30 protein-coding genes are annotated in these 26,497 nt (G+C 32.6%); 8 read left to right on the forward strand and 22 right to left on the reverse strand.

The features are described from left to right. Nucleotides 1–84: 84 nt before the first annotated feature. The 13 genes from QLS71_RS05125 to dnaE all read right to left on the reverse strand — a co-directional run bounded on the left by QLS71_RS05125 (nt 85) and on the right by dnaE (nt 12,855). On the reverse strand, nt 85–789 hold the full coding sequence (locus QLS71_RS05125; protein WP_308991399.1) for a hypothetical protein: 705 nt from the start codon (nt 787–789) through the stop codon (nt 85–87). 99 nt (nt 790–888) lie between these two features. Then, on the reverse strand, nt 889–1,254 hold the full coding sequence (locus tag QLS71_RS05130) for a GntR family transcriptional regulator (protein WP_308991400.1): 366 nt from the start codon (nt 1,252–1,254) through the stop codon (nt 889–891). 1 nt (nt 1,255) lies between these two features. Continuing rightward, nucleotides 1,256–2,071, reverse strand: coding sequence for a hypothetical protein (locus tag QLS71_RS05135; protein WP_308991401.1), 816 nt, complete (start codon nt 2,069–2,071; stop codon nt 1,256–1,258). Between the two features lie 3 nt (nt 2,072–2,074). Then, nucleotides 2,075–2,896 carry an ABC transporter ATP-binding protein gene (locus QLS71_RS05140; protein WP_308991402.1) on the reverse strand — a complete coding sequence of 274 codons (822 nt, stop codon included), beginning with the start codon at nt 2,894–2,896 and terminating at the stop codon, nt 2,075–2,077. 85 nt (nt 2,897–2,981) lie between these two features. Then, nucleotides 2,982–3,203 (reverse strand): hypothetical protein, encoded by a 222-nt coding sequence (locus QLS71_RS05145; protein WP_308991403.1) that lies wholly within the window; start codon nt 3,201–3,203, stop codon nt 2,982–2,984. 1 nt (nt 3,204) lies between these two features. Continuing rightward, the gene (locus QLS71_RS05150; protein ID WP_308991404.1) at nt 3,205–3,741 is read right to left on the reverse strand and encodes a DUF420 domain-containing protein; all 537 of its coding nucleotides are present in this window, start codon (nt 3,739–3,741) and stop codon (nt 3,205–3,207) included. Beyond that, complete coding sequence (locus QLS71_RS05155; protein ID WP_308991405.1) at nt 3,734–4,477, reverse strand: SCO family protein; 744 nt, start codon at nt 4,475–4,477, stop codon at nt 3,734–3,736. Before QLS71_RS05155 ends, QLS71_RS05150 begins: the two co-directional genes overlap by 8 nt. Then, nucleotides 4,464–5,186, reverse strand: coding sequence for a hypothetical protein (locus QLS71_RS05160; protein ID WP_308991406.1), 723 nt, complete (start codon nt 5,184–5,186; stop codon nt 4,464–4,466). The genes QLS71_RS05155 and QLS71_RS05160 overlap by 14 nt, the downstream gene beginning before the upstream one ends. A 111-nt stretch (nt 5,187–5,297) precedes the next feature. Then, nucleotides 5,298–5,678: a cytochrome C oxidase subunit IV family protein gene (locus QLS71_RS05165; protein ID WP_308991407.1), complete on the reverse strand. Its 381-nt coding sequence runs from the start codon at nt 5,676–5,678 to the stop codon at nt 5,298–5,300. Nucleotides 5,679–5,698: 20 nt separating this feature from the next. Continuing rightward, nucleotides 5,699–6,679, reverse strand: a complete 981-nt coding sequence (locus QLS71_RS05170; protein ID WP_308991408.1) for a cytochrome c oxidase subunit 3 — start codon at nt 6,677–6,679, stop codon at nt 5,699–5,701. Nucleotides 6,680–6,725: 46 nt separating this feature from the next. Beyond that, nucleotides 6,726–7,307 (reverse strand): heme-copper oxidase subunit III, encoded by a 582-nt coding sequence (locus tag QLS71_RS05175; RefSeq protein WP_308991409.1) that lies wholly within the window; start codon nt 7,305–7,307, stop codon nt 6,726–6,728. 2 nt (nt 7,308–7,309) lie between these two features. Then, the gene (gene cyoE / locus QLS71_RS05180; protein WP_348636607.1) at nt 7,310–8,203 is read right to left on the reverse strand and encodes a heme o synthase; all 894 of its coding nucleotides are present in this window, start codon (nt 8,201–8,203) and stop codon (nt 7,310–7,312) included. A 263-nt stretch (nt 8,204–8,466) separates the two neighbouring features. Next, nucleotides 8,467–12,855, reverse strand: coding sequence for a DNA polymerase III subunit alpha (gene dnaE / locus QLS71_RS05185; protein WP_308991410.1), 4,389 nt, complete (start codon nt 12,853–12,855; stop codon nt 8,467–8,469). 171 nt (nt 12,856–13,026) lie between these two features. Here dnaE and QLS71_RS05190 point away from each other — a divergent pair, with 171 nt between their 5' ends. The 3 genes from QLS71_RS05190 (at nt 13,027) to rimM (ending at nt 15,421) form a co-directional block, all read left to right on the forward strand. Beyond that, entirely contained in the window at nt 13,027–14,088 is a 1,062-nt protein-coding gene (locus tag QLS71_RS05190; RefSeq protein ID WP_308991411.1) for a lactonase family protein, read from the forward strand. Nucleotides 14,089–14,194: 106 nt separating this feature from the next. Further along, entirely contained in the window at nt 14,195–14,740 is a 546-nt protein-coding gene (locus tag QLS71_RS05195; RefSeq protein ID WP_308991412.1) for a 30S ribosomal protein S16, read from the forward strand. Between the two features lie 156 nt (nt 14,741–14,896). Then, nucleotides 14,897–15,421: a ribosome maturation factor RimM gene (rimM, locus tag QLS71_RS05200; RefSeq protein WP_308991413.1), complete on the forward strand. Its 525-nt coding sequence runs from the start codon at nt 14,897–14,899 to the stop codon at nt 15,419–15,421. A gap of 71 nt (nt 15,422–15,492) precedes the next feature. Here the strand turns inward: rimM and QLS71_RS05205 are convergent, their stop codons facing one another. Beyond that, entirely contained in the window at nt 15,493–15,942 is a 450-nt protein-coding gene (locus tag QLS71_RS05205) for a DUF2383 domain-containing protein (RefSeq protein WP_308991414.1), read from the reverse strand. Between the two features lie 170 nt (nt 15,943–16,112). On the opposite strand from QLS71_RS05205, the gene QLS71_RS05210 reads away from it, so the two are divergent. The 3 genes from QLS71_RS05210 to QLS71_RS05220 all read left to right on the forward strand — a co-directional run bounded on the left by QLS71_RS05210 (nt 16,113) and on the right by QLS71_RS05220 (nt 19,118). Next, nucleotides 16,113–16,829 carry a methyltransferase gene (locus QLS71_RS05210; protein WP_308991415.1) on the forward strand — a complete coding sequence of 239 codons (717 nt, stop codon included), beginning with the start codon at nt 16,113–16,115 and terminating at the stop codon, nt 16,827–16,829. Nucleotides 16,830–16,945: 116 nt separating this feature from the next. After that, nucleotides 16,946–18,124, forward strand: a complete 1,179-nt coding sequence (locus QLS71_RS05215) for an acyl-CoA dehydrogenase family protein (RefSeq protein ID WP_308991416.1) — start codon at nt 16,946–16,948, stop codon at nt 18,122–18,124. A gap of 91 nt (nt 18,125–18,215) precedes the next feature. Next, entirely contained in the window at nt 18,216–19,118 is a 903-nt protein-coding gene (locus tag QLS71_RS05220; protein WP_308991417.1) for a metallophosphoesterase family protein, read from the forward strand. A gap of 179 nt (nt 19,119–19,297) precedes the next feature. Here the strand turns inward: QLS71_RS05220 and QLS71_RS05225 are convergent, their stop codons facing one another. The 6 genes from QLS71_RS05225 to trmB form a co-directional block, all read right to left on the reverse strand. Beyond that, nucleotides 19,298–19,630, reverse strand: coding sequence for a 2Fe-2S iron-sulfur cluster-binding protein (locus tag QLS71_RS05225; RefSeq protein ID WP_308991418.1), 333 nt, complete (start codon nt 19,628–19,630; stop codon nt 19,298–19,300). Nucleotides 19,631–19,730: 100 nt separating this feature from the next. Beyond that, entirely contained in the window at nt 19,731–19,976 is a 246-nt protein-coding gene (locus tag QLS71_RS05230; RefSeq protein ID WP_308991419.1) for a NifU family protein, read from the reverse strand. Continuing rightward, a complete protein-coding gene (locus tag QLS71_RS05235) occupies nt 19,977–21,116 on the reverse strand; it encodes an Mrp/NBP35 family ATP-binding protein (protein WP_308991420.1) in 1,140 nt (379 codons plus the stop codon). It abuts the gene before it with no gap. Nucleotides 21,117–21,259: 143 nt separating this feature from the next. Further along, entirely contained in the window at nt 21,260–21,589 is a 330-nt protein-coding gene (locus tag QLS71_RS05240) for an MGMT family protein (protein WP_308991421.1), read from the reverse strand. Between the two features lie 2 nt (nt 21,590–21,591). After that, complete coding sequence (locus QLS71_RS05245) at nt 21,592–22,221, reverse strand: LysE family transporter (protein ID WP_308991422.1); 630 nt, start codon at nt 22,219–22,221, stop codon at nt 21,592–21,594. Nucleotides 22,222–22,223: 2 nt separating this feature from the next. Continuing rightward, nucleotides 22,224–22,898 carry a tRNA (guanosine(46)-N7)-methyltransferase TrmB gene (gene trmB, locus QLS71_RS05250; RefSeq protein ID WP_308991423.1) on the reverse strand — a complete coding sequence of 225 codons (675 nt, stop codon included), beginning with the start codon at nt 22,896–22,898 and terminating at the stop codon, nt 22,224–22,226. Between the two features lie 253 nt (nt 22,899–23,151). Between trmB and QLS71_RS05255 the strand changes: the two genes are divergently transcribed. After that, nucleotides 23,152–24,207, forward strand: a complete 1,056-nt coding sequence (locus QLS71_RS05255) for a glycosyltransferase (RefSeq protein ID WP_308991424.1) — start codon at nt 23,152–23,154, stop codon at nt 24,205–24,207. Here the strand turns inward: QLS71_RS05255 and QLS71_RS05260 are convergent. Both QLS71_RS05260 and QLS71_RS05265 read right to left on the reverse strand, forming a co-directional pair. Next, nucleotides 24,181–25,224 carry an ATP-binding protein gene (locus tag QLS71_RS05260; RefSeq protein WP_308991425.1) on the reverse strand — a complete coding sequence of 348 codons (1,044 nt, stop codon included), beginning with the start codon at nt 25,222–25,224 and terminating at the stop codon, nt 24,181–24,183. The two genes, QLS71_RS05255 and QLS71_RS05260, sit on opposite strands and share 27 nt — an antisense overlap. After that, nucleotides 25,224–25,904 carry a response regulator transcription factor gene (locus QLS71_RS05265; protein WP_308991426.1) on the reverse strand — a complete coding sequence of 227 codons (681 nt, stop codon included), beginning with the start codon at nt 25,902–25,904 and terminating at the stop codon, nt 25,224–25,226. The genes QLS71_RS05260 and QLS71_RS05265 overlap by 1 nt, the downstream gene beginning before the upstream one ends. Nucleotides 25,905–26,116: 212 nt before the next feature. Between QLS71_RS05265 and QLS71_RS05270 the strand changes: the two genes are divergently transcribed. Further along, entirely contained in the window at nt 26,117–26,458 is a 342-nt protein-coding gene (locus QLS71_RS05270; RefSeq protein ID WP_308991427.1) for a T9SS type A sorting domain-containing protein, read from the forward strand. Nucleotides 26,459–26,497 lie beyond the last annotated feature (39 nt).

Consider the following 26,497-nt stretch of genomic DNA (forward strand, 5'->3'; position numbering starts at 1 on the left):
AGCCCAATAAAATGTTAAAATCTTTATTTTTTAGATAAACTATCTTTATAAGTAGCTTTAATTTATTTTAAAATAGCAGAAGGATTAGTTAAGAATTGAATATTTACTAGATACATCACAATCTATAATTAACTTTTTACTTTTACTTGTTTGTAATTGAGCATTATTTGTAAGAACCGCTTTGAATGTTTTTATATCATTTCTTCCCATAAAATATATTTTAGAATTATCTATATTCAATTTGATTGAATTAATATTCGATTGGTTTAAATACATTTCAGATTTTTTATTTGCCTTAATCTCAACATAACCTATTAACTTATTCTTAATATTTCCATTAAGTTTACTACCAATAAGCGTTACCAATAAACTATCACTATCAAAATTAATTAAATAAATGTTAGAATCTTTTTTTCCAACAATACTTTTTACAGACTTACATTTTATAATTGTGTTTGCAGATCCATTCGATTTTGAAACATATAATGTGTCATTTAATATTTTATACTCAGGTAATTTCAATATAGTATCTCTTTGAAAGAATAATGCAGACATTGTATTTACAGAATCGCTTTCAATTTGAATTTTAGCTTCAGGGTCTGCAACAATTACTGAAAAAGATTCTAGATTTACAGGTGGAATCAATTTTCCAGCAAAACTATAATTGTAATCTTTAGGATTGCCCGCTAGCCTAAGGGTGTATGCTTCTCTTGAATCTATGTATAACACGAGTGTCGCTATGGTTATAAATCCAAAAAAGGACAGTAATAGATATTGTGAAGTTTTCATCTGTTTATATTTATAGTTTTTTAATGGTTATATCACCTCGATGTTTAAATTAACATTCCTTGTGTGTTTTAAGATTATTTTAAAAATCTCGGTTTCATATTAGTCGTTATTTTTTATTTCAGAAATAATTTGTTGAAGATCTTTGCTATTCAATTTAAGTAAACGTATTTTTTCAAGTAAAAAGGGTTCTTCATTTTCAAAAAAATCCTTTTTCTCTTTTTCTTTAATTAATTGTAATGCCTTTTCTGCCACAAAAAAACCAACACCCCGCTTATTAATAAATATGTTTTCATCTTGCAAATAACTAAAGGTTCGCATCACAGTATTTCTATTAACTTCTAATTCTGAAGCTAAATCTCGTACAGAAGGTACACGCTCATTAGGAAGTAATTTGCCGTCGAGAATTTGATTACACAAACTATCTGCAATTTGTAAAAAAATACCTTTATTAGATTTAAATTCCATATTAAAGCTCTTTTTCTTTTAATTTAAAATAAGCTAATGGCAATAAAAAGAAGCTAGATACTATACCCATTATATAAATGTATAATTGAATATTAATAAAGTGTTTAGAAATCCTATAATCTTCTAAATTAACAGGGCTTCTTCCAAGGTCAAATTTTTCTGGAAAAAAGAACATTGTACAAACCATAAAAAGTAAAAAAACAAAAGCAATTGTAGCACTAAAACTCAATATCGTTTTAAAAAGCGCATACTTTTTAAAATAAGTAGCTCCTGTAAATAAAAAGGCTGCTAGTGTAAACAATCCTCCTAACGCCGCTATTAAATCAATCGCTTTTCTAAACCCATTATTACTGATCTTGAAAGCTTCAAATAATTCAAATTCTCCTACTTGTATTTTCAAACCCCATTCAAATAAGTTTGAAAAACTATCAGCTATTTTAAAATTAAGCCAAAATAAGGGTATAAAAAGTATCACAAAGCATACTATTCTAATTACAAACTGTATTAAAAATTTTTCAAACACGGATGCTGGAAGCATTAAATAACTAATAGCACTTTTTTTATTTTTTAGTAATGGAAAACTCGTGCCAACAACAATAATAAGACCTACAATAAAAGTAAAATAAAATAGCGGTAAATATTGATTAATTCCAAATCCATAACTTGAATTTGAGTTGGTTTTAATAAAAAAAAGATCGATACATATGAGTATTAAAAATAAACCAATACAAAATGATAAATATGTTTTAGTATAAAGCTTAATATCATATCTAAAAGCATTATTAAACCGTTTAATGTTAAAATAATTTTGAAACATAACCTAAAATATTATTTCTGTTTTGTTAGTAATAGCATTAAATAAAAGCTCTATATCAATACCTGTTTCCTCATCATTTTCAACAGGCAACATAACATTATACCCTTCAGGACATTTTTCATGATATAATACGTTGGAGAATGATAAGATGCTCGACACTTTTTTAAATTGAATTTTCTCTGTAATTTGAGTAATATCCTTTTCAAAAACAATATGACCTTGTTCTAAAACAACAATTCTATCAATAATAGTTTCTATATCTTTCACTTGATGCGTCGAGATAATTACTAATTGATTCTCTTCAATAGAACTCACTAAAATTTTTCTAAAAACCCTTTTGGAAGGAATATCTAAACCATTTGTAGGTTCATCCAAGAGTAATATTTTACAATTGGTTGCTAGAGCAAATGCAATTATAAATTTTTTCTGTTGTCCGTGCGATAACTTATTTAATTTATCTTTTTCATCAAGTTCAAATTCTAACATGATAGCACGCATCTTTTCTATATCAAAATTTTTATACAGCGGTACAAATGCTTGCATATAGGCATTAATAGTTAGTGATGGTAAAAACAATTCATCTGTAACTAAATAGATGTCCGATAAAAAATTGGGGTTTCGCTTAAAAGGCACATAGCCATTAACTTCTATATCTCCTTTTTTAGGACGCAATAAACCAGATATTAAATTTAGTAACGTTGACTTTCCTGCTCCATTTTTACCAAGCAAACCAACTATACTGCCTTCATTTTGTTGAAAGGTTAAATCTTTAAACAAACTTTTCTTCTTGCTATAAGAGTAAGATATATTTTTGGATTGAATCATAGCTTAATGTATTAGTGTACTATTTAAGTATGACACAAAAATATAATTTTATTTTGAATAACCTAGAAATTAAATTAATATTTTTCTAGTTACTCTTTAGTTTATTATACTTTTTATAAATAAAGAAACCAATACCTCCAACAAGAATGTAAGGTATAGCCATTAAGTAAACAATACCATCGTTGATACCCTCTGCAGCCGTTTGTCCTTCTTCACTTTCTAAAACTGCACGACACATAGCACATTGTGCATTCGTTTCTAAGAAGAAAAGAACAGAAAAAAGAAAAAAGAGAATTTTTTGTTTCATTTTAAACGTAATATGGTGAGATCATAACATAAACAATAACACCTGTTACTGCAACATACAACCATAAAGGAAAGGTAATTCTTGCTATTTTTTTATGCTTCTCTATGTTATTAGTTATGGCCCTAACATAGGTAATTAACACAAACGGGATAACAATAATTGACAATAAGATATGAGTTAATAAGATAAAATAATACACATATTTAATAGCTCCTTCACCTCCAAATTTGGTAGAATCGCTCGTCATGTGGTAAGCTACATACATCACCAAAAATAACGCAGAACACCAAATGGCAGTCGTCATTAAATTTTCGTGAAGGACAATCTTTTTATTTTTAATAGCAATAAAGGCAATTATTAGAATAACAGCGGTTAGACCATTTATAGTTGCATAAATGGGTGGCAAAAATGATAAGGGCTCAACATTCGGTATTCTAACACCAAATAGGATGGCTACCACTACTGGTATTACTATAGATAGTACTACAATTAACCTATTATATTTTTTATCGTCTAAAATCTCTCGTCCTTTATTCATTAAGCAATTTTTTAATATCCTCTTTTAAAGCACTTATTTCTTCTACTGTACCGTCATCGTCTACTTTTTCAGATTCTGAAACAATCCCTCTATAATAAATAATCGGGTTTCCAAATTCATCTTTTCGTGAACGGATAAATCCATCCTTATCTATTAATGCAAAATTCCCAGAATGTTCAAACCCACCAACAGCATCTTCTTCTTGGGCAGTGTAAAGATTAAAACCTTCGTTTGACAATTTATAAATAGCATCTTTATCACCCGTCATTAAATTCCAATTCGGGTTAGTAACACCATAATGCTCTGCATATTCTTTAAGAATTTCAGAGGTATCATAATCTGGATTTATAGTGAACGATGCCACTCCAAAGTTTTCAAAACCTTTGAATGCATTTTGAATTTGAATAAGGTTCGCATTCATTCTTGGACAAATGGTTGGGCAGGTTGTGAAAAAGAATTCTATAACATACACTTTCCCTTCATAATCTTGATTGGTGATTATTTTGCCATCTTGATTGATAAAAGAAAAGTTAGGCACTCTTTTAGCTGCTCCGTTTATTTCGATAAAAGATAAATCGGAAAGTTTTACTTTTTTACCGTTAGCAAAATCACTTCTACTCTCGTTTCTGGTGACATCATCATTAGAAATTCTATCTACAATTTTTGGAATGAAAATGATACCAAAAACCAGAATTATAAATGCAATACCTATATATGAATAATTATCTTTCTTCATCTTTACTATTTAAATCGTTTGCTCTTCTTGTTGACGAATCGAATTCACCCTTTCTTTTTTGTCTATATTCAGTAAATAAGATGCGTAAATCATCACTCATCTTATTTTTTATTTCGGCTACTTCAATGCAATTGTAAGAACTCAAAAGATAAGGAGCAATTTTCTTTGAGATTTCATTATCGGTTCTATCATCTAATCTCCCTCTTTGGTTTAAATCTTTATCTATTATGAATACATCGTTCGTGGCTAAATCACTTGTTAAACCGGTTTTACTTTTTAAACTAGTAAATACATCCTCAATAGCATCAGGTTCACCAAAAACAAAATGCCAAAACCTTAAATCTTCGTAACCACTAATTTCTGTTTTAAGTTTTTCAACAGCAACCTCTGTCCCTTTAGGCATTAAAATAACAATTTGAAATTTCTTAAAACCTTTAAAATTATCGTACACCAATTCTTTTAAATTAGAGGCTACAATACTATTATCTATGGGGTTTGAGCCTAAAAAACCAAGTATAGTAATATGGTCTTTTAAAACACTTTTTTCTTCGGACTCTGAAGTAAATTGATTAATTTCTAAAACCGATTGGTTTACGATATCAAGCGGGGTATAGTTATGCGTTGCGGGGTATAAAAACAACAAAAAAGTAACAGGAAGAAAGAATAAAATTCCTAAAATTAAATACCGACCTGCTTTTTTATAGTTCATTAAAAACCTGTTTTTAATTAAAGTGCAAAAATATATAAAGGCGGTTTAAAAACCGCCTTTATATATTTATTTAACACTTCGACTCCACTAAGTGCAGTCTATTTTAACTAGCTAAAAGTCTCTTTTTATATAACCATTATCATATACATCAAAAACGTAACCGCCTTCTTGTAATAAAATAAACATTAAGTATAGAATTAAAAAAATAGCTGTCCAGACTACCATACGTCTTAATGCCTTGGTTTCATCACGCATGTGCATAAAATCCCAAGTAATATAATACGCTTTTACTAAAGTAAGTATAATGAATATCCAGTTAAGAGCTTTCATTCCTAATACATGCCCCATTAAAACTTCTGGCTTATATATACCCAACACTACCTCTACTGCTGTAATAATGGTTAAAAAGATTAAAACACCCCAAATTTTTTGAGTATTTGATTTAAACTTTACTAAACCCCTAAATATTTCTAATTTATGTGCGTGTGCCATTTTTAATATATTATTCTTTATTAAACTAGGTAGAAGAATGTAAATACAAATACCCAAACTAAATCTACAAAGTGCCAGTATAACCCCACTTTTTCAACCATTTCGTAACTTTTTCGTTTTTCATAAGTTCCTAATATCACATTAAAGAAAATAATGATATTAATTATAACTCCTGAAAATACGTGAAAACCGTGAAATCCTGTGATGAAGAAAAAGAAATCTGCAAATAATGGTGAGCCATATTCGTTTTCCTTTAAATTAGCCCCTTCAACCACGTGCTTTCCATTTGCTTTTAACTGCTTTAAAGATTCTGCTCTGGTAAGCACCGTTTTGTGACCATGCTCATTAAGTATTTGAGTTCTTACCAAAACATTCTCATGTTTCTCTAAACCATGAATTACTTCTTCAACTGTATAAGTTGGCAAAGTTCCCTCTTTCACAAACCAAATACCATTTTTACGTTCTTGTTGTACACGTTCATGTTCTCCTACTTCAACAAAATCACGCAATGCTACGCGATGCCCTTCTGCATCTACAAATTGAAGAATATTTCCTCCTTTTGTTTGTACAGCTCCAAAATCTCCTTGTATGAATGTAGCCCATTCCCAAGCTTGAGACCCTACGAAAATTAAACCACCAATAATGGTTAAAAACATGTAAATAGTAACTTTAGCTTTGTTTAAGTGATGACCAGCATCTACCGCCAATACCATAGTTACAGACGACATGATAAGTACAAACGTCATAAACGCCACATAAATCATTGGCAATTCTTGACCGTGCAAAAACGGCACGTGTGTAAAGACCTCATCGGCAATTGGCCATGAATCAATAAATTTGAATCTTGAAAATCCGTAGGCTGCTAAAAAACCCGAAAAGGTTAAAGCATCAGAAACAATGAAAAACCACATCATCATTTTACCGTAACTTGCTTTTAAAGGCTCGTTACCCCCTCCCCAAGTTTTAACTTCTGTTCCAGTGTTTGCAACTGTAGTACTCATATATATTGGTTGTTTTTTAAAAGTTGGACAAAAATAATCAATTTATTTATCTTATAAAATATAAAAATAAAAAGAGATACACCCATAGGATGTCTATAAAATGCCAAAAGGTCGCTGCAAGTTCAAAACCAAGCATTTTTGTTGATGTATACTTTTGTTTAAAATGATTATAAATTACCACCAATAAACAAATTAACCCTACAACTACGTGCAAAATATGCACAATTGCTATTAAATAGATGTAAGACATGGTTACATTACTGGTTGGCCCCGTGAAATTATAACCTAAATCAATAATATTTTGAAAGCCTAAAAATTGGAAATTAATAAAAAGAACGCCTAAAATTAGGGTGGTAACTAACCAAAGCATCGTCATCTTACTATTATTACTTTTTAAAGATCTTTTTGCTAAAATAAACGTTACACTACTTATCATAATTATAACTGTACTAATTATAAAAGCATTTGGCAATTGAAAATCTTTTAACCAATCAGGTCTAGAACTGCTTACTACAAAAGCACTCGTCCACCCCGCAAATGACATGATTAGTGAAATGATACCAAACCAAAGCATCATTTTTTTAGCTCTATTATGTTTTTCTTCTAAAGTACCTTGTGTTAAATCCATGATTATCTAATAAATTTATCTATTACGTACACAATTTGCACCAATGTAATATATGAAACACTTGCTAACATAAGTTGTTTTGCTGCTTTCTCGGTCATGTCTTTAAACAATCGAATGGCGTAATACAACATGCCTAAACCTAATATAAAAACTAAAATGGCTGCAACTATTGATAATTTTAAACTACCCGTAAATCCAAAAACGGGAATGATAGATACCAACAACGTCCAAATAGTATACATAATAGTTTGTACTGCCGTTCCTTTATCTTGTTTTCCTGTTGGCAACATAAAAAAACCACCTTTTTTATAATCTTCAAACAAAAACCAACCTATAGCCCAAAAATGCGGAAACTGCCAAAAAAATTGTAAGGCGAATAAAGTGCCTGGTTCTATACCAAAATCATCGGTAGCTGCTACCCAACCCAACATAAACGGAATAGCGCCAGGAATCGCCCCAACAAAAACAGACAAAGGCGTCTTGGTTTTTAAAGGCGTATAAACACATGTGTATAAAAATATAGAAATAGCACCAAACATAGCCGTTTGCTTGTTGATAGTATATAAAATAATTATACCTAAAAGTGTAAAAATTGATGCGATTATAAAGGCAGTGGTAACACTCATCCGTCCCGCAGGAATAGGTCTATTCTTAGTGCGATCCATTAAGGCATCCAAATCTTTTTCAATAATTTGGTTGAAGGCGTTTGATGCACCTACCATAAAGTAGCCGCCAAATGCGAGTAAAGTCAAAGTTTTAAAATCAACTGTATCAACACCCAATAAATATCCTGCAAGCGACGAAAACACCACACTTAATGCCAATCGCATTTTGGTGATTTCCTTAAAATCTGAAATTACAGAAGGTGCTGTTACCGACGTTTTTAAATTGCTCAATAGTATATTTACTTAACCGCTTAATATAGCGAGTGCAAAGATACTTTATTAAAGCATTTTGAGCAATGCTTTTTATTGGTAATTTATTTAAGAAATAAATACTGTTTATTTGGGCGTGCCCTTTACAGGTCGGGCTATTCGTTGCAAGTCCTCACTCCTTCGTCGTTGCGGGCTTTCCACTGCTATCCCTCACGCAAAAGCAGATTCAAATGAAATTTAATATCACAAACTCAATAAAGACGTACTGAGTGATTTTTTAAAGACTAATTTAACTTAAACCTGACATCTACGTTTGTTAATTCATTTAACAACTCTTGCGACACTCTTACCTTTTGCTTTCTGCTAGGCATTTGTAGTTTTATTTTTTCTTTACTATCATAAACTACAAAATTAAGCATTTGGCTACCTGGATGCATGTGTAACAATTCATGAAGTTTTGCTATTTTTGATTCTTTTAAATCATTAATATCAATTTGAATGGATAATTTTTTGGCATAATTCTCCATCACATCATGTAACAATTGGAAACTATTAAATTGCAGTCGTGGGTCACTTTTTTTACCTGTATCTTTATTTACCCAACCTTCTCTTATAAACGATTTAACAAAAACGAAATTATTCTGCATTAAAAAATGCCTAAACTTTAGGTACTCTTCACCAAAAATGCGAAATTCAAAACTATCGGTATAATCTTCAACAGTAAACATAGCCCAACCTTTACCTTGTTTGCTCACACGATGCTGTACCTCGGTAACGACACCTCCAAAAACCATTTCTCTATTAACATACATTTCCAAATCTCTAAATAATGCCAAATTTGCATTACAAAAAGTCGTCATTTCAATTTTAAAATCATCTAATGGATGCCCCGAGATATAAATACCCACCACCTCTTTTTCGCGAGCTAATTTCCCCATAGTACCCCACTCTTCACATGGTGGCACTTCAGGCTCGGCTATTTGCACATCACTAGCGTCTCCAAACAGACTTACTTGCGCGGAGTTTTCATTTTCTTGATGTTTATTTCCATAGCGAATGGCTTTTTCTAAAAAAGTAATACCATCACCATCATCATGAAAATATTGTGCACGGTGTGTTGTACCAAAACCATCAAACCCCCCTGCCAAAGCTAAATTTTCGAATGCTTTTTTATTTGCAGCTCGTAAATCAATACGTTTCGCTAAATCGAAAATAGATTTATATGGACCATCTTTTTTTCGGTTATCAACTATAGTAATAACCGCTCCATGACCAACACCCTTTATAGCGCCCATTCCAAAACGCACCGCATTATCTTTATTTACAGAAAACTTATAAAACGATTCATTCACATCAGGACCTAAAACATCCAGTTTCATACGTTTACATTCTTCCATAAAAAACGTTACCTGCTTGATATCGTTCATGTTATTAGAGAGCACAGCAGCCATATACTCTGCTGGATAATGCGCCTTTAAATAGGCTGTTTGGTAAGCAATCCAAGCATAGCATGTAGAATGCGATTTATTAAAGGCATAACTCGCAAAAGCTTCCCAATCTTTCCAGATTTTCTCTAGTATTTTAGCATCATGACCATTAGCACTCGCCTGCTCCACAAATTTAGGTTTCATTTTATCGAGTACCGCAATTTGCTTTTTTCCCATCGCCTTTCTCAATACATCAGCTTCACCCTTTGTAAACCCTGCTAGTTTTTGAGATAATAACATCACCTGCTCTTGATACACCGTAATACCATAAGTTTCCTTCAGGTATTCTTCCATGGCATCTAAATCATATTCTATAGGTTCATCTCCATGCTTTCGACGTGTAAAACTTGGAATATATTCCATAGGCCCTGGACGGTACAAAGCATTCATGGCAATTAAATCTTCAAAAACAGTAGGCTTTAATTCTTTAAGGTGTTTTTGCATCCCAGGCGATTCATATTGGAACACACCAACGGTTTCTCCTTTTTGAAATAACTCATACGTCTTTTCATCATCTAACGGAAAAGTATCGGGATCTAATAAAATATCATGTTTTGCTTTAACAATTTTAACAGTGTCTTTTATTAATGTTAATGTTTTTAACCCCAAGAAATCCATTTTCAATAACCCCGCTTCTTCGACCACCGAATTGTCGAATTGGGTCACATATAAATCGGAATCTTTAGCCGTCGCCACTGGCACAAACTTGGTGATATCATCTGGCGTAATGATAACTCCACATGCGTGGATACCTGTATTACGCACCGAACCCTCTAATATTCTTGCTAGGTTTACGGTTTCTGCTTCTAAATCGCTTCCTTCAGAAATATTTAAAAGCTGATTGACTTTTTCTAAATCTTCCGCTCTAAACTTACTCCCCAACTCCTTTTCACTTAAACCGAAAATTTTACTCAGTTTAGACATGGTTGGAATTAACTTCGCAATTCTATCGGCATCAAACAAAGGCAAATCCAAAACACGTGCGGTATCACGTATAGAAGATTTTGCAGCCATTGTACCATAGGTTATAATTTGTGCTACTTGATTACTTCCATATTTATTGATTACATAATCCATCACACGACTTCTGCCCTCGTCATCAAAATCGATATCAATATCGGGCATACTTACACGGTCTGGATTCAAAAAACGCTCAAAAAGTAAATCGTATTTAAGCGGATCTATATTGGTAATCCATAAACAGTAGGCCACTACGGAACCTGCCGCAGACCCACGACCAGGACCTACAGAAACATCCATATTCCGAGCTTCACGTATAAAATCTTCGACAATTAAAAAATAACCCGGATATCCTGTATTTTGAATAACATCTAACTCAAAATCTAAACGTTCTATAACTTCTTCTGAAAGTTCTTTGCCATAACGCTTTTTAGCCCCTTGATACGTTAAATGACGCAAATAGGCATTTTCACCACGTTTGCCACCATCTACTAAATCTTCTTCTTTTCTAAACTCATTTGGAATATCAAAAGCGGGTAATAAAACTTCACGGGCCAACTCGTAGGCTTCTACTTTATCAACCACTTCTTGAATATTACTTATCGCTTCTGGAACATCCTTGAAGAGTGATTTCATCTCTTCTGAAGACTTAAAATAATAATCTTGATTAGGTAATCCGTATCGATATCCACGACCACGACCAATTGGTGTCGCTTGCTTTTCCCCATCTTTTACACAAAGCAAAATATCGTGTGCGTTGGCATCTTCTTTTTTACAATAATAAGTATTATTACTGGCGACTAATTTAACGTCATGTTTTTTTGAAAGTTCTATTAAAACAGGGTTTACACGGTTTTCGTCTTCCTGATTATGTCGCATTAACTCAATATACAAATCGTCTCCAAACTGTTCTTTCCACCAAAGTAAAGCTTCTTCGGCTTGATTTTCACCTACATTTAAAACCTTACTTGGTACTTCTCCATATAAATTACCCGTTAGAACAATTAAATCTTCTTTATATTCTTCAATAAGTTTTTTATCGATTCTGGGTAGATAATAAAACCCATTAACAAAGGCATGAGAAGATAGTTTTGCCAAATTATGATAGCCATTTTTATTTTTAGCTAAAAACACAATCTGGTAACCATTATCTTTTCTGGTTTTATCTGTATGATCTTCACAAACAAAAAATTCGCAACCAATGATTGGTTTAATTTCTACAGCAGTTGGCAACTCCCCTTTTTCAATAGCTGCGTTATTTTTAGCTTTTACACCTCTGTTATGATTACTAACTGCTTTTACAAAATGAAAAGCCCCCATCATATTAGCATGATCTGTTAAAGCTACTGCAGGCATGCGATGCTCTGCTGCCGAAGCGACCAAATCAGCAACACTAATAGTAGATTGTAATACCGAAAATTGTGAATGATTATGCAGATGCACAAAATCAACTTCCTTTAAATCGGATATATTTTGTTTAATTTCTTCGGTAGAAATCACATCCTCTTGAACGTTTTTTATTCGTTCAAGAATTTTAGCACTTTCTTTTTTAAGGTTGATATGTTTTAAACCTATAAGCTGAATTTCCGTGGGATTCGCCTCTTTAAACGACTTAAAATAATCTGGCTGAACATCTAGCTCTTCTTTGGTGTATTCCTCTAAACGAATCAGTTCTAAAAAGCATCGAGTTGTTGCTTCCACATCGGCAGTGGCATTGTGCGCTTCAGAAAAAGGTACATTAAATAAAAATTGGTGTAACTCGGTAAGAGTAGGCAACTTAAATTTCCCATAACGGCCGCCTGGAATTTGGCATAAACTAGCTGTATGTTCAGTACAAGTATCTAAAACTGGGAGTTCTTGCAATGGGTTTGCTACATCGCCACGTACAAATTCGGCTCCCATAATATTCAGGTCGAACTTCACATTTTGTCCCACAACAAATTTAGTTCTATTTAAAACCTCATTAAATTTTTCTAAAACTTCAGCCAATGGAATACCCTGTTCTTGCGCTAATTCGGTAGAAATACCATGAATTTTTTCAGCATCATAAGGAATGTTAAATCCATCTGGTTGTACCAAATAATCTTGATGTTCTATATAATTTCCCAATCCATCGTGTAATTGCCATGCTATTTGAATACAACGAGGCCAATTATCGGTATCAGTTATGGGTGCATCCCAACGTTTCGGCAATCCAGTGGTTTCTGTATCGAAAATTAAGTACATTATTTTGCTTAGATGTTTGTTGTTAAGTCGTTTATAATTTTCAAACGAAGTTTATAAAAATACAGAATTATATCGCTTTTAAAAGTTAAAGTTACAAAGAGTTTTAAACAAAAAGTTAGTGATTAAATTCATTAAAAAAATACTATTTTTGAATTTATTAAAATAGGTACTATGAAAATCAGACTATTATCTCTAAGTTTTTCTTTCTGCTTCTTGAATTGCTTCGCACAAAATATCCCCCTGTATATTGGCACTTATACCGATGGTCACAGCGAAGGTATTTATAAGTTGCAATTCAATTTAAAAACAGGAGAGCTTAGCCGTTTACAATTAGCAATAGCCACTGAAAACCCTTCATTTATAACATACTCACCAAACAAAAAATATTTATACGCTGTTAGCGAAAGTCTTGGAGGCTCAGTTTCTTCTTTTAAAATTCAAGAAAATGGCTTGTTAAAATTTTTAAACAAAGTAAGTAGTAATGGAACGGGGCCTTGCCATATTTCATTAAATAAACAGGGAAACAAAGCTGTTGTTTCAAATTATAGAGGAGGTAGTGCATCCATTTATAGTATCGCTAGAGACGGAAAACTAAATGAAGCCTCTCAAATTTTTGATTATAACACCACAGATATAATATCACATGCACATTCCGCACAATTTTTTAGAGACGAATTATATATAGCCGACCTAGGCATGAATGCTCTTTACCAATACAAATTAAAAAACAACAATTATGAATTGGCAACGCCATCCATTTTTAAAACTACAGAAAACCTAGGGCCAAGGCATTTTGCTTTAACTAAAAACGGACAATTCATTTATATTATTAATGAACACGGAAGCTCTGTGACTTCGGTTAAAAAAACAGCTTCTGGTTTTAAACAGATTGACTACGATTCTACTTTAGACGAAAATTACCAAGGAAAAAATTCTTGTGCCGATATCCATTTATCTAAAAACGAACATTATTTATATGGCTCTAACCGCGGTGAAAATTCCATCGTCGTTTTTAAAAGAAATAAATTTGATGGTACCATTGAAAAAATTCAAACAGTACCTGTTCATGGCGATTGGCCAAGAAACTTCACGCTAGATCCATCTGGAAAATTTTTATTAGTGGCCAATCAAAAAAGCCGAAATATTTCTGTTTTTAGCATTGATACTTCTTCAGGAACACTCACATTTTTACACGATGTAAAAGCACCCACACCTGTTTGTTTGCTGTTTTAAAAAATTCTATTTCAAAAGAAAATAAATCATTGATAATTAGTAATAAAAGAGTATCTTTGCGCCCTTATTAATAACCGAGGTCGAGAACCTCATATAATTAATTATTATGCCAGTAAAAATTAGATTACAAAGACATGGTAAAAAAGGGAAACCTTTTTACTGGATTGTTGCAGCCGATGTACGATCAAAAAGAGACGGTAAATACCTTGAAAAATTAGGTATCTACAATCCAAACACCAACCCAGCAACTATAGATTTAAATGTTGATGGTGCTGTACAATGGTTACAAAACGGTGCACAACCAACCGACACAGCTAAAGCTATTTTATCTTACAAAGGTGCTTTACTAAAAAATCACCTTGCAGGTGGTGTTAGAAAAGGTGCTTTAACAGAAGAACAAGCTGAAGCTAAATTTACTGCTTGGTTAGAAGAAAAAGCTGGTAAAGTTGGTTCTAAAACTGACGGATTAGCTAAAGCACAAGCTGAAGCGAAAGCAAAAGCTTTAGAAGCTGAAAAAGCTGCTAACGAAGCTCGTGTTGCTGCTGCTGCTCCTGTTGTAGAAGAGGAAGTTGCAGAAGAAGTAGTTGCGGAAGAAACTGCTACAGAAGAAGCTCCTGCTGCTGAAGCAGAAGCACCTAAAGAAGAAGAATAAAAAAAATTATTTTTTATACTTTTAAACTCCGATAAAATTATCGGAGTTTTTTATGCAAAAAAGTTTCATTTTTGCATATTCCTTTGAAGAAAGGAATCTCATTAAATGTAAACCAAAAGATTTTCGCCTTCGCGGAAATGACAATTATTGTAATTGATGAAAAAAGAAGATTGTTTTTATTTAGGTAAAATTGTATCAAAATATAGTTTTAAAGGTGAACTTTTAATTAAATTGGATACCGACCAACCTGACTTATACGAAAGTCTTGACGCCATTTTTATTGAAGTTCGAAATACATTAATTCCTTTTTTTATTGAACGCTCACAGCTTCATAAATCCGATTTATTGCGTGTGCAGTTTGAAGATGTTACCAATGAAGCCGATGCCGATGTTTTAATAAAAAGTGACGTGTATTTACCTTTAGAATTTTTACCTAAACTAGAAGGTGATAAATTCTATTTTCACGAAGTTATTGGATTTACTGTTGAAGATGTAAACTATGGAAAAGTAGGTGTCATAGTTGGTATTAACGATTCAACCGCTCAAGCCTTATTTGAAATAGAAAATAATGGCAAAGAAATTCTTATCCCGATGAATGATGAATTTATTGAAAAAGTAGACAGAAAAGTAAAAACTATTTTAGTTAAAACTCCCGAGGGGTTGATTGATTTGTATCTGTAGTTTTCTAAATTATTAAAAAAAGAAAAGGCTGATTTTTATAAAAATCAGCCTTTTCTTCTGTTGTATCTATATTACACAACAAACTCTTCTTGTCGCTTCATCGCATTCATATGACTATAAATACTATCGCGTTGTTTTACCAATAATTTGCAGGTAGATAATGGTAAATTAATTTCTCTTAACAGTTCGTTGTATTTTTCAATACTTGATCTTTTCAAACTATAAACTTCTTCTATTAAATCGTTTTCAATATTTAATAAAAAGTAATCTTTAAAATTCGTCAAAATTCTATCAAAATAACTACTTAACACCCCAAATTCTTTGGGTTTACCGTTTAATTTTACAATTTCTGCTCTCAACTGTCTACCGAATTCATTTCTCTCAAAACCTCTTTCTCTAAAAAATGCTTTTAAATTATCATCAGTAGCTAAATCAAGGGCCTCTAAATAAACTTTTTCAGTCTCATAGTTCATAAGTAATAAACCATTGAGCTTTCCTAAAATTTTTTCTGAAGACTTCATACAAATAATCTTTAGCTTAGCACTTTCAATAAATTTTTTTAAGATGCGTATTGTTTTCACATCTATACTACAAAATTAATAACGTAAATAACACAAACTTATTTTTTAACACAGTTTAGCATATTAAGGTATTTATACCTTATTTTATTAAAATCATTATCACATCATATATGTCTAGCGAACCTTTCAAATTCAAACAATTTAAAATTCATCAAGATCAATGTGCCATGAAAATTGGCACCGATGGTGTACTTCTTGGTGCTTGGGCCTCCATACAACAGAATCCATTTTCTATATTAGATATTGGAGCAGGTACGGGTATCATTTCGCTTATGTTGGCACAACGTAGCAACGCTGAAGTTCTTGATGCCATTGAAATTGACGATAATGCATATGAACAATGTGTAAATAATTTTGAACAATCACCATGGGGAGATAGACTTTTTTGTTACCATGCGTCTTTAGATGAATTTGTTGAAGAAATTGAAGATCAATACGACCTTATTATATCAAATCCCCCATTTTATTCAGAGAATTACAAGTCTGAAAACCAACAACGCGATTTAGCACGATTTAACGACGCTTTACCTTTTGACCACTTAATCGAAAGCGCCTCTAAATTATTATCTGAAAATGGCACCTTCTCGGTTATCATTCCCTTTAAAGAAGAAGAAATCTTTATTAACCTAGCTGCTGCTTTTAATTTATTCCCAAACAGTATTTTACAGGTTAAAGGAAATCCAACTTCTGAAATTAAAAGAAGCCTTATCGAGTTCTCTTTTAGCGAAAGCGCTGTAAAAAAAGAAACTCTTATTATTGAAACGGGACGCCATGAATACACCGAAGACTACATACATTTGACAAAAGACTTTTATTTAAAAATGTAACAATAACATTGGAATTAATTAAATTTGAGACTATACAATGATAAATTCGTAAAAGAAATAAAGTATTTACTAATTATTTTCTTTTGAAATAATCATAAAACTCAAAAAATAATCAAATGAAACCAGATTTATTCGAAGCACCAGATTATTACAATCTGGATGATTTACTTTCCGAAGAGCATAAATTAGTTCGCGATACTGCTAGAACTTGGGTAAAACGTGAGGTTTCACCTATCATAGAAGACTACGCACAAAAAGCAAAATTCCCTATGCAAATTATTAATGGTTTAGCAGGAATTGGTGCTTTTGCATCTTATATCCCCACAAAATATGGTGGTGCTGGTTTAGACCAAATTAGTTATGGTTTGATTATGCAGGAAATAGAACGTGGTGATTCTGGTATTCGTAGTACCGCATCAGTACAATCTAGCTTAGTGATGTATCCCATTTGGAAATATGGTACCGAGAAGCAACGTCAAAAATATTTACCAAAATTAGCAAGTGGCGAATGGATGGGTTGCTTTGGTTTAACCGAACCCGACCACGGCAGTAACCCAAGTAGTATGGCAACCAACTTTAAAGACAAAGGAGACCACTACCTTTTAAACGGTGCAAAAATGTGGATAAGCAATGCGCCTTTTGCACAAGTAGCCGTTGTTTGGGCTAAAGATGAAAAAGAAAAAATACACGGCCTACTGGTTGAACGCGGTATGAAAGGCTTCACGACTCCAGAAATACACAATAAATGGTCGCTTCGTGCATCTGCAACTGGCGAACTTATTTTTGATAACGTAAAAATACCTAAAGAAAATTTACTGCCAAACAAATCTGGATTGGGAGCAGCGTTAAGCTGTTTAGATTCTGCACGATATGGTATTGCTTGGGGTGCTATTGGTGCTGCCATGGATTGTTATGATACCGCATTACGCTACAGTAAAGAACGTATGCAATTTGGCAAACCTATTGGTCAATTTCAACTACAACAAAAAAAGTTAGCTGAAATGATTACTGAAATCACCAAAGCGCAACTTTTAACTTGGCGTCTTGGAGTTTTACGCAACGAAAACAAAGCAACCTCAGCACAAATATCGATGGCAAAACGCAACAATGTAGCTATGGCTATAACCATTGCCCGAGAAGCTAGACAAATTTTGGGAGCCATGGGTATAACAGGAGAATATTCCATTATGCGCCACTCTATGAATCTGGAAAGTGTGATTACTTATGAAGGCACGCACGACATTCACCTACTAATTACAGGTTTAGATATTACAGGTTTAAACGCTTTTAAATAAACGGTTAAGTCGTTTTATGGTTATTTAAATTAAAATATGTGCTTCTCTTTAGGTGCATCTTTTTTATTGAAATTTATGTACATTTACTTCTATGCTTTCAGCCAGAAAAAGATTAGACAACGCTTATAAAAATGCTAAAATCATCAACTTTGATGATACAAGTAAATTTATATTATTCAGTGATTGCCACCGAGGCGATAATAGTTTTGCTGACGATTTTGCCAACAACAGAAATGTCTATTTTCACGCCTTAAAGCAATATTATGCTCAAGGTTTTCAATATTGTGAAATTGGGGATGGTGATGAGCTCTGGGAAAACCTCTCCTTCGAACCTATTTTTGAAGCTCATAAAAATGTGTATATGCTATTGAAGCAATTTCATAAAGAAAACAGATTACACATGATATGGGGAAATCACGACATGGTTTATAGAAACCCAAACTATGTAAAAAAACATTTATCCACATATTTTGATAAAACTTTAGGCATAGATGTGGATTTATTTCCGGGCATTGAATATCATGAAGGCATTATTTTAAGACATACCACATCGAACCAAGATCTATTTTTAACACATGGGCATCAAGCAGATTGGTGGAATTATTTATTTTGGAAATGGAGCCGATTTATGGTTAGAATACTTTGGAAACCATTGAATGTTATGGGAATTGCCGACCCTACAAGTCCTGCAAAAAACTATAGTGAACTGATAAAAGTAGAGCGCAGAACCAAAAAATGGATTATTGAAAACAATAATTTAATAACCATTGTTGGTCACACGCATCGTCCGCGTTTCCCAGAACCGGGTGACATTGCTTTTTTTAACGACGGAAGCTGTGTGCACCCGAGAAGCATTACAGGTATCGAGATTGAAAACGGGCAGATTTCACTTATTAAATGGTACATAGACACTAATGATGATGGTGTTCTTCAAATAGTAAGAGTATTGCTTGAAGGCCCTAAAAAGTTGATTGATTATAAAACAAATTCCTAGAAATGAAAAAGCAGTTGATTTATTGCGTTAGGGATAGCAGTGGAAAGCCCACAGCGACCCCGCCTTTTCGGGGGAGCGAGGACTTGGAACGTATAGCCCGACCCTTGTGGTAACGCCCTAATTATTCTAATAAAATTTAGATTATTTGATTATGAAATTCTTGCTTTCGCAGAAATTAATTAACTCTCTGGAGCCAATTCTACTTCAAGTCCGTTCATATCTGGAGTCATTTGAATTTGACATCCTAAACGGCTATTATCTTTTACGTCAAAAGCTTCAGAAAGCATAGCTTCTTCGTCGTCACTCATTTCAGGTAATGTCGTATCGCTCAAAACATAACACTGACAAGAGGCACACATAGCCATACCGCCGCAGATACCGATGGTACCCTCTGGAGCTAGCTCGTAACTACGCACTACTTCCATTAAATTCATAGCCATATCTGTTGGTGCCACTACCTCATGAGTAACTCCGTCTCTATCTGTGATTTTTATAGTAATATCTTGATCCATAATCGTAATTTAATAACATGACAAGTGCTGTAGCACCCTTGACAAATGCATTGCAAAAATAATGTTATTTGTATATTTTCAATTGAATTTAAGAGGTATTTTAAGATTGAATATTAAGAACTTGCTCTATTTGTGGCACATATTTCTTAATAGTCATTTCAACACCCGATTTAAGCGTCATTTGGTTTACGGTACAACCAACGCAAGCGCCTTGTAACTGTACCTTTACCAAGGTATCGTTATTTTCTATAGATAACAATGAGATATCACCGCCATCACTTTGCAAAAATGGACGAATTTCATCTAATGCTTTCTCGACATTTAGTCTAACTTCTTCTGACGTCATTTATTTCTTTTTAACTGCTGAACATCCAGCCATGGTTGTGATTTTTATTGCTTCGGTAGGTGGTAAATTATCATTACGTCTCACTACTTCTTGTACAACATTTTGTGTTATTTTTTCAAATGCTTGTTCTAACTCGGTAGCAGTTTGTAATGCTGCTGGTCTGCCCACATCGCCTGCTTCTCGAATGCTTTGTACCAAAGGTAGTTCCCCTAAAAATGGTACTTGTAAATCTTCTGCTAAATTTTTAGCACCCTCTTTTCCAAAGATATAATATTTATTATTGGGAAGTTCTGCTGGTGTAAAGTATGCCATATTTTCTATAATTCCTAATACAGGCACATCAATACTTTCTTGTTGAAACATGGCAACACCTTTACGTGCATCAGCTAAAGCCACATTCTGTGGTGTACTAACAACTACTGCTCCTGTTATTGGAAGTGATTGCATGATACTTAAATGAATATCACCGGTTCCTGGCGGCAAATCAATTAACATAAAATCTAATTCACCCCAATGAGCATCAAAAATCATTTGGTTTAAAGCTTTTGCTGCCATAGGCCCTCTCCAAACAACTGCTTGATTAGGCTGAGTAAAAAATCCAATAGATAGTACTTTTACACCGTAATTCTCAACAGGCTTCATTTTAGATTTTCCTTCAATATTAACTGCTAAAGGTTTTTCAGCTTCAACATCGAACATAATAGGAATGGATGGCCCATAAATATCGGCATCCAAAACACCAACTTTAAAACCCATTTTGGCTAAAGTTACTGCTAAATTTGCGGTAACTGTAGATTTTCCTACTCCTCCTTTACCAGAAGCTACTGCAACTATATTTTGAATACCCGGAATTGGGTTTCCTTTTACAACATTTACTTTTGGTTTTGCTGGCGCATCAACTTTTACGTTAATGGTTATTTTAGCTTTTTCGTAAACTTGTTCGTGAATGGTTTTTAAAATATCGACTTCGGTACGTTTTTTAGCTTGAAGGCTTGGGTTTTTTATAGTAATATCTACAATAACCTCATCACCAAAAGTCACTACATTGGTTACAGCACCGCTTTCAACCATGTTTTGCCCTTCTCCAACTACTGTAATAGATTCTAACGCTTTAAGTATATCTTGTTTGTTCAGCTTCATTGCACTATTTAGATTTATTCTAAAACGCAAAGATACTGTGAATTATTTAAAATTTAAAGCGATTGAATTGAAATGATTTATGCGGATATTGGCTTTACTTATAAATGGAGATAATTGTAAATTTTTATGAAATTAGGAAATAATTACAAATTCTCAGAAGGATTCCAAAACACCTTGTCAAAATCTTGAATTTGGTTTTCAACGACTTTAACACCTTCACTTTCTAAAAGCTGCTGCATTAAATTTGTACCATCAAAATGATGCTTACCTGTTAATAAGCCTTTTCTATTAACCACACGGTGTGCTGGCACATCTTTAGCTACCGAACCATTCATAGCATATCCAACCATACGAGCACTTCTTGCAGCACCAAGATAGATGGCTATCGCACCATAACTAGTCACTCTTCCGTAAGGGATTTGTTTAGCAACCTCATAAACTTTGTCAAAAAAATTCAATGTGTCTTGTTGCATACCTACATTTCTTTGATAATATTAATTAAGGTGATTATTGAAATCATACCAGTAACAGCTCCTATAAGGTAATTCATGCTTTTTTGCGACGTAATAGACTTATTCTTTATTCTATCGAAAAAAAACATATACACATACAGCATAACGAAAGTCCCCATGGCGGCTCCTGCCACATACGAAATGATACTAATTTGATGAAAATCCAACCATCCAAACGATGCGATGGTAATCGTCATATACGCTTGATAGGGAATGGGAAACACATTAATACTTGACATAAAAACACCTTGAAAAAAGCGGCTTTTTTTACTGCGTATTTCAGGTTCTGCAACTTCTTTAGGTTCCTTTTTTGATATAAATAAAAAGTAGATTGTTATAAGAACAAAAATAACGAATGCCACCCGTTGAAGTATGTCTACAATTTCGGAATGATGACTTAAATAACTTGCAAAAATAGCAGCCACATAAGTTTGTATTAGCACAATGGCGCAAACTCCCATAGAAAAAACAACACCTCTAGTATGTCCTTCTTTTAAGCTTATTTTTGCTGCAGTCATGTTTAATAAACCTGGAGGAACAACACCTACTAAAGCTATAATCAAACCTAAAAAAAAGATAATGGTTATATTCACAACTATTTAATTTTAAACCGAATATACGTTATTGGTTTATTTTGTTCCAAATACTGCGATTCGTAAAAGGTTTGAATACTTGTAACTTCTTCTGGACTGCCTTCTTGTTTGTAAACATTATGGTTAGCGTATAAAACCTCATGTCCCGCACCATGCAACAACCCTAAAGTGTAGCCATGCATAAATTCACTATCGGTTTTTAGGTTTACAATACCATTTTCTTTTAAGATTATTTTATAACGTTTTAAAAACTCGGCATTCGTCATGCGGTGTTTGGTACGTTTGTATTTTATTTGAGGGTCTGGGAAGGTAATCCAAATTTCATCAACCTCATTAGCTCCAAATGCATGATCTATAAGTTCTATTTGTGTACGCAAAAATGCCACATTTGAAATATTTTCTGCTACAGCTGTTTTTGCACCTCGCCAAAAACGGGCACCTTTTATATCGATTCCAATAAAATTTTTATTAGGATATTTTTTAGCTAATGCAACCGAATATTCTCCTTTACCACAGCCTAATTCTAACACCAATGGATTGTTGTTTTTAAAAACCGATCTATTCCAGTTTCCTTTTAAAGCAAACATTTTATTAACCAACGCATCTCTTGTTGGTTGGTATACGTTATCAAACGTTTCGTTTTCTCTAAATCTCTTTAGTTTATTTTTACTTCCCAAAGTTTATTAACTATTTCTTATTAATTATTTTATTTTTGGTAAAATTACGGAAATATACGAGAGAGTATATATGCTTATCTTTGATTTTGCTTTAAATATTATGCTAGGGATTACAGCAACATACTTTTTAGCAAAGTTTATTAAACAAAAAAATCCTTTTTTTTGTTAAAATAATACAAAAACAAACAAGGAGTCACTTTTTTAAAAAGATATATCAAAAGCCCAACTCTTGGGGTAACACCTTAAAAAAAATATGAAAAAACGTATTTTAATAGCACCTTTAAATTGGGGTTTAGGACATGCTGCACGATGCATTCCTATTATAAATGCACTCATAATAAACGACTTTGAGCCCATCATTGCTAGCGATGGCGTGGCACTTAAACTATTACAAAAAGAGTTCCCAAGATTATCATCGGTTGAATTACCATCTTACAATATTACTTATGCTAAAAACGGCAAGTTTTTAAAATTAAAATTGCTCACAGATTCTCCCAAATTACTAAAAGCTATTAAAGCCGAAAAAAAAGCTACTAAAAATATTATTGAAAATAATAATGTTTCAGGGATTATTTCGGATAATAGATTAGGAGTTTATAGCAAAAAAGTACCATCGGTTTTTATTACCCATCAATTGAAGGTTTTAAGTGGTACTACTACTTGGTTTAGCACTAAAATTCATGAGAAATTTATTAAAAAATTTGATGTTTGTTGGGTTCCTGATGTTGAATCCAGCATAAATCTAAGCGGAAAATTGGGACATCCAGATACTTTTGAAATACCAACAAGGTATATGGGTCCTTTAAGCAGATTTGAAAAACGGTACGCAACTATTGTAAACGACATTATGGTTTTACTATCTGGTCCTGAGCCCCAACGTACCATACTTGAAAACAAACTTTTAAGTGAGTTAAAAAACTACTCAGGTAAAGTGGTTTTTGTAAAAGGTATTATGGAAAAAGAACAAACTATTCAGATAATGGGTAACATAACCTTTTATAATTTTATGACGTCTAATTTGTTGGAAAAAACGATTAATGAAAGTGCTGTAGTTATATCACGATCAGGCTACACTACTGTTATGGATTTAGCTAAACTTAATAAAAAGGCTTTTTTAATACCAACACCTGGACAATTTGAACAAGAATATTTAGCGGCTAGACTTACGGAATTAAATTTAGCACCTAGTTGCAATCAACAAATTTTCACGTTAGATAAATTAAAAGTATTGAAGGATTTTACAGGTTTGAAATCTTTTGATTACGAAACCGATTTTAAAAAATTATTCAGCCTTTTCGAGCGTAAATGAAAATTCACTTCCAACACCAAATTCACTCTCTACATATATTTTTTCATGATGAGCTTCAATAATATGCTTCACTATGGAAAGCCCTAAACCAGAACCACCTTCTTTTCGTGAACCACTTTTATCGACTCTATAAAACCGCTCGAATATACGTGCCAAATCCTTTTTTTCAATACCCTCCCCATTATCGGTAACCCTTACAATAACTTTGTTTTTTATAAGGTTCTCAATACTTATTTCGGTGGTGCCTTTTTCTCTTCCGTATTTTATTGAGTTTACAATAAGGTTTGCCAATACTTGTTGAATACGTTCTTTATCGGCATTCACTAAAATGGGTTTTGAATAATCCGTGTCAAACGTAAGTGTGATTCTTTTTTTAGCTGCCTTCATTTCAAGCATATCAAACACATTTTCAACCAATTCTACAATATTAAAAATTTCAGGATTCAAACTTAAATCACCCACTTCTAGTTTGGTTATCATGTCTAAATCTTTCACGATATAACCGAGTCTTTCTACGCCTTTACTTGCCCGCTCTAAATATTTTTCTCTCAGGTTTTTATCGTTCATAGCACCATCAAGCAATGTTAAAATATAACCTTGAACGGTAAATAGGGGGGTTTTTAATTCGTGCGACACGTTGCCCAAAAATTCTTTTCTATACTGCTCCTTAACCTTAAGCGATTCAATTTCTATCTTTTTATCGCGCGCAAACTTATCGATTTCTTGCGTTAGGGTTTTCATATCAGTAGTTATAGTACCTTTTGTTATACTTGTTGATTCTAAAAGTGTCAAATCATCGTATATTTTTTTTACGCGTTTATAAATAAACCGTTCTACCCTAAATTGAATTACAATAAAAGAAAATAGATAGGTACTAATGGCCAGCAATAATATATACCCGAAATTAAAAGAATAAAAAACGTATAAAAAAACACTCGATAAGAGCGTTACATATATAGTTATATAAAGCGATGTTTTTATAGCAAACTTATATGATTTTTTAAATTTTGGTTGCATTATTCTACAAACTTATAACCAACCCCTTTAATGGTTTTAAAGCTTTCGTCTCCAATTTTTTCGCGAAGTTTACGTATGTGCACATCTATGGTTCTACCTCCAACTACCACTTCGTTACCCCAAACACTATCAAGTATTTCATCGCGTTTAAAAACTTTCCCAGGTTTTGATGCTAATAAGGATAACAATTCAAACTCCTTTCTTGGTAAGATAATTTCTTTTCCTTTTGAAGTTATTTTATACTCGTCTCTATTAATTTCCAAGCTACCAATTTTAAATGAATCAACAGCTTCATCTTCTTTAAAGCGTCTTAATAACGCCTTAACCTTACTCACCAATACTTTAGGCTTTATTGGTTTAGTAATATAATCATCGGCACCTGCATCAAAACCAGCCACTTGCGAATAATCTTCACCTCTAGCCGTTAGAAACACAATAAGAGTATTTTGTAAATCTGGATTTTTTCTAATTAATTCGCACGCTTCAATGCCATCCATTTCTGGCATCATCACATCCAGAATAATTAAGTTTGGAAGTTCTTTTTTTGCTTTTTTAACGCCCTCACTACCATTTTCGGCAGTAATTACTTGATAACCTTCATTAGATAAATTATAACCAACTATTTCTAAAATATCTGGTTCATCATCTACTAATAATATTTTAATATCTTTCTTTTTCATTCTTTAAAACAAATAAACGTTGTTTTCTTGAAGTAAAGATAAAACTAATAACAAGAATTTATTGAAATTTATTAATTAACTCAGATTAATAACATTAAGATAACAAACAAGTTACAGTAATTTAAACTTTCGTTAAAACACACATATCTTTAACAGTTTTTTGGCATCAAATTTGTTGTAATTTAGTACTTTTATAGCATTGGACGGAACTTATGAAAAAAAACTACATTTTAACTTTATTTTTTGCATTAGTATTTTTTACAACCCTCTCGGGGTTTAGTCAAAATAATGCAAACAATACTACGATTGAACAAAGCATAGAAGACTTATCTATCTATCCCAACCCTGTTACTAACGGTAAAACCTTTATATATATTACATCTAAACTTAATTTAACGAAAAAAATTGAGTTTTACGATGTTTTAGGTAAACAAATTTTCAGCATAGTTTTAACTGGTAAGGAATTAAATATTTCCAACTTAAGTAAAGGTGTTTATATTTTAAAGATCACTGAAAATAATATAAGCGAAACAAGAAAATTAGTAATAAAGTAATGAAATACCCTTTATAAATTTTTAAAGCGTTACCATTTG

Origin of the sequence: Mariniflexile litorale (assembly GCF_031128465.2) — a bacterium.
GTDB classification, from domain to species: Bacteria; Bacteroidota; Bacteroidia; order Flavobacteriales; family Flavobacteriaceae; genus Mariniflexile; species Mariniflexile litorale.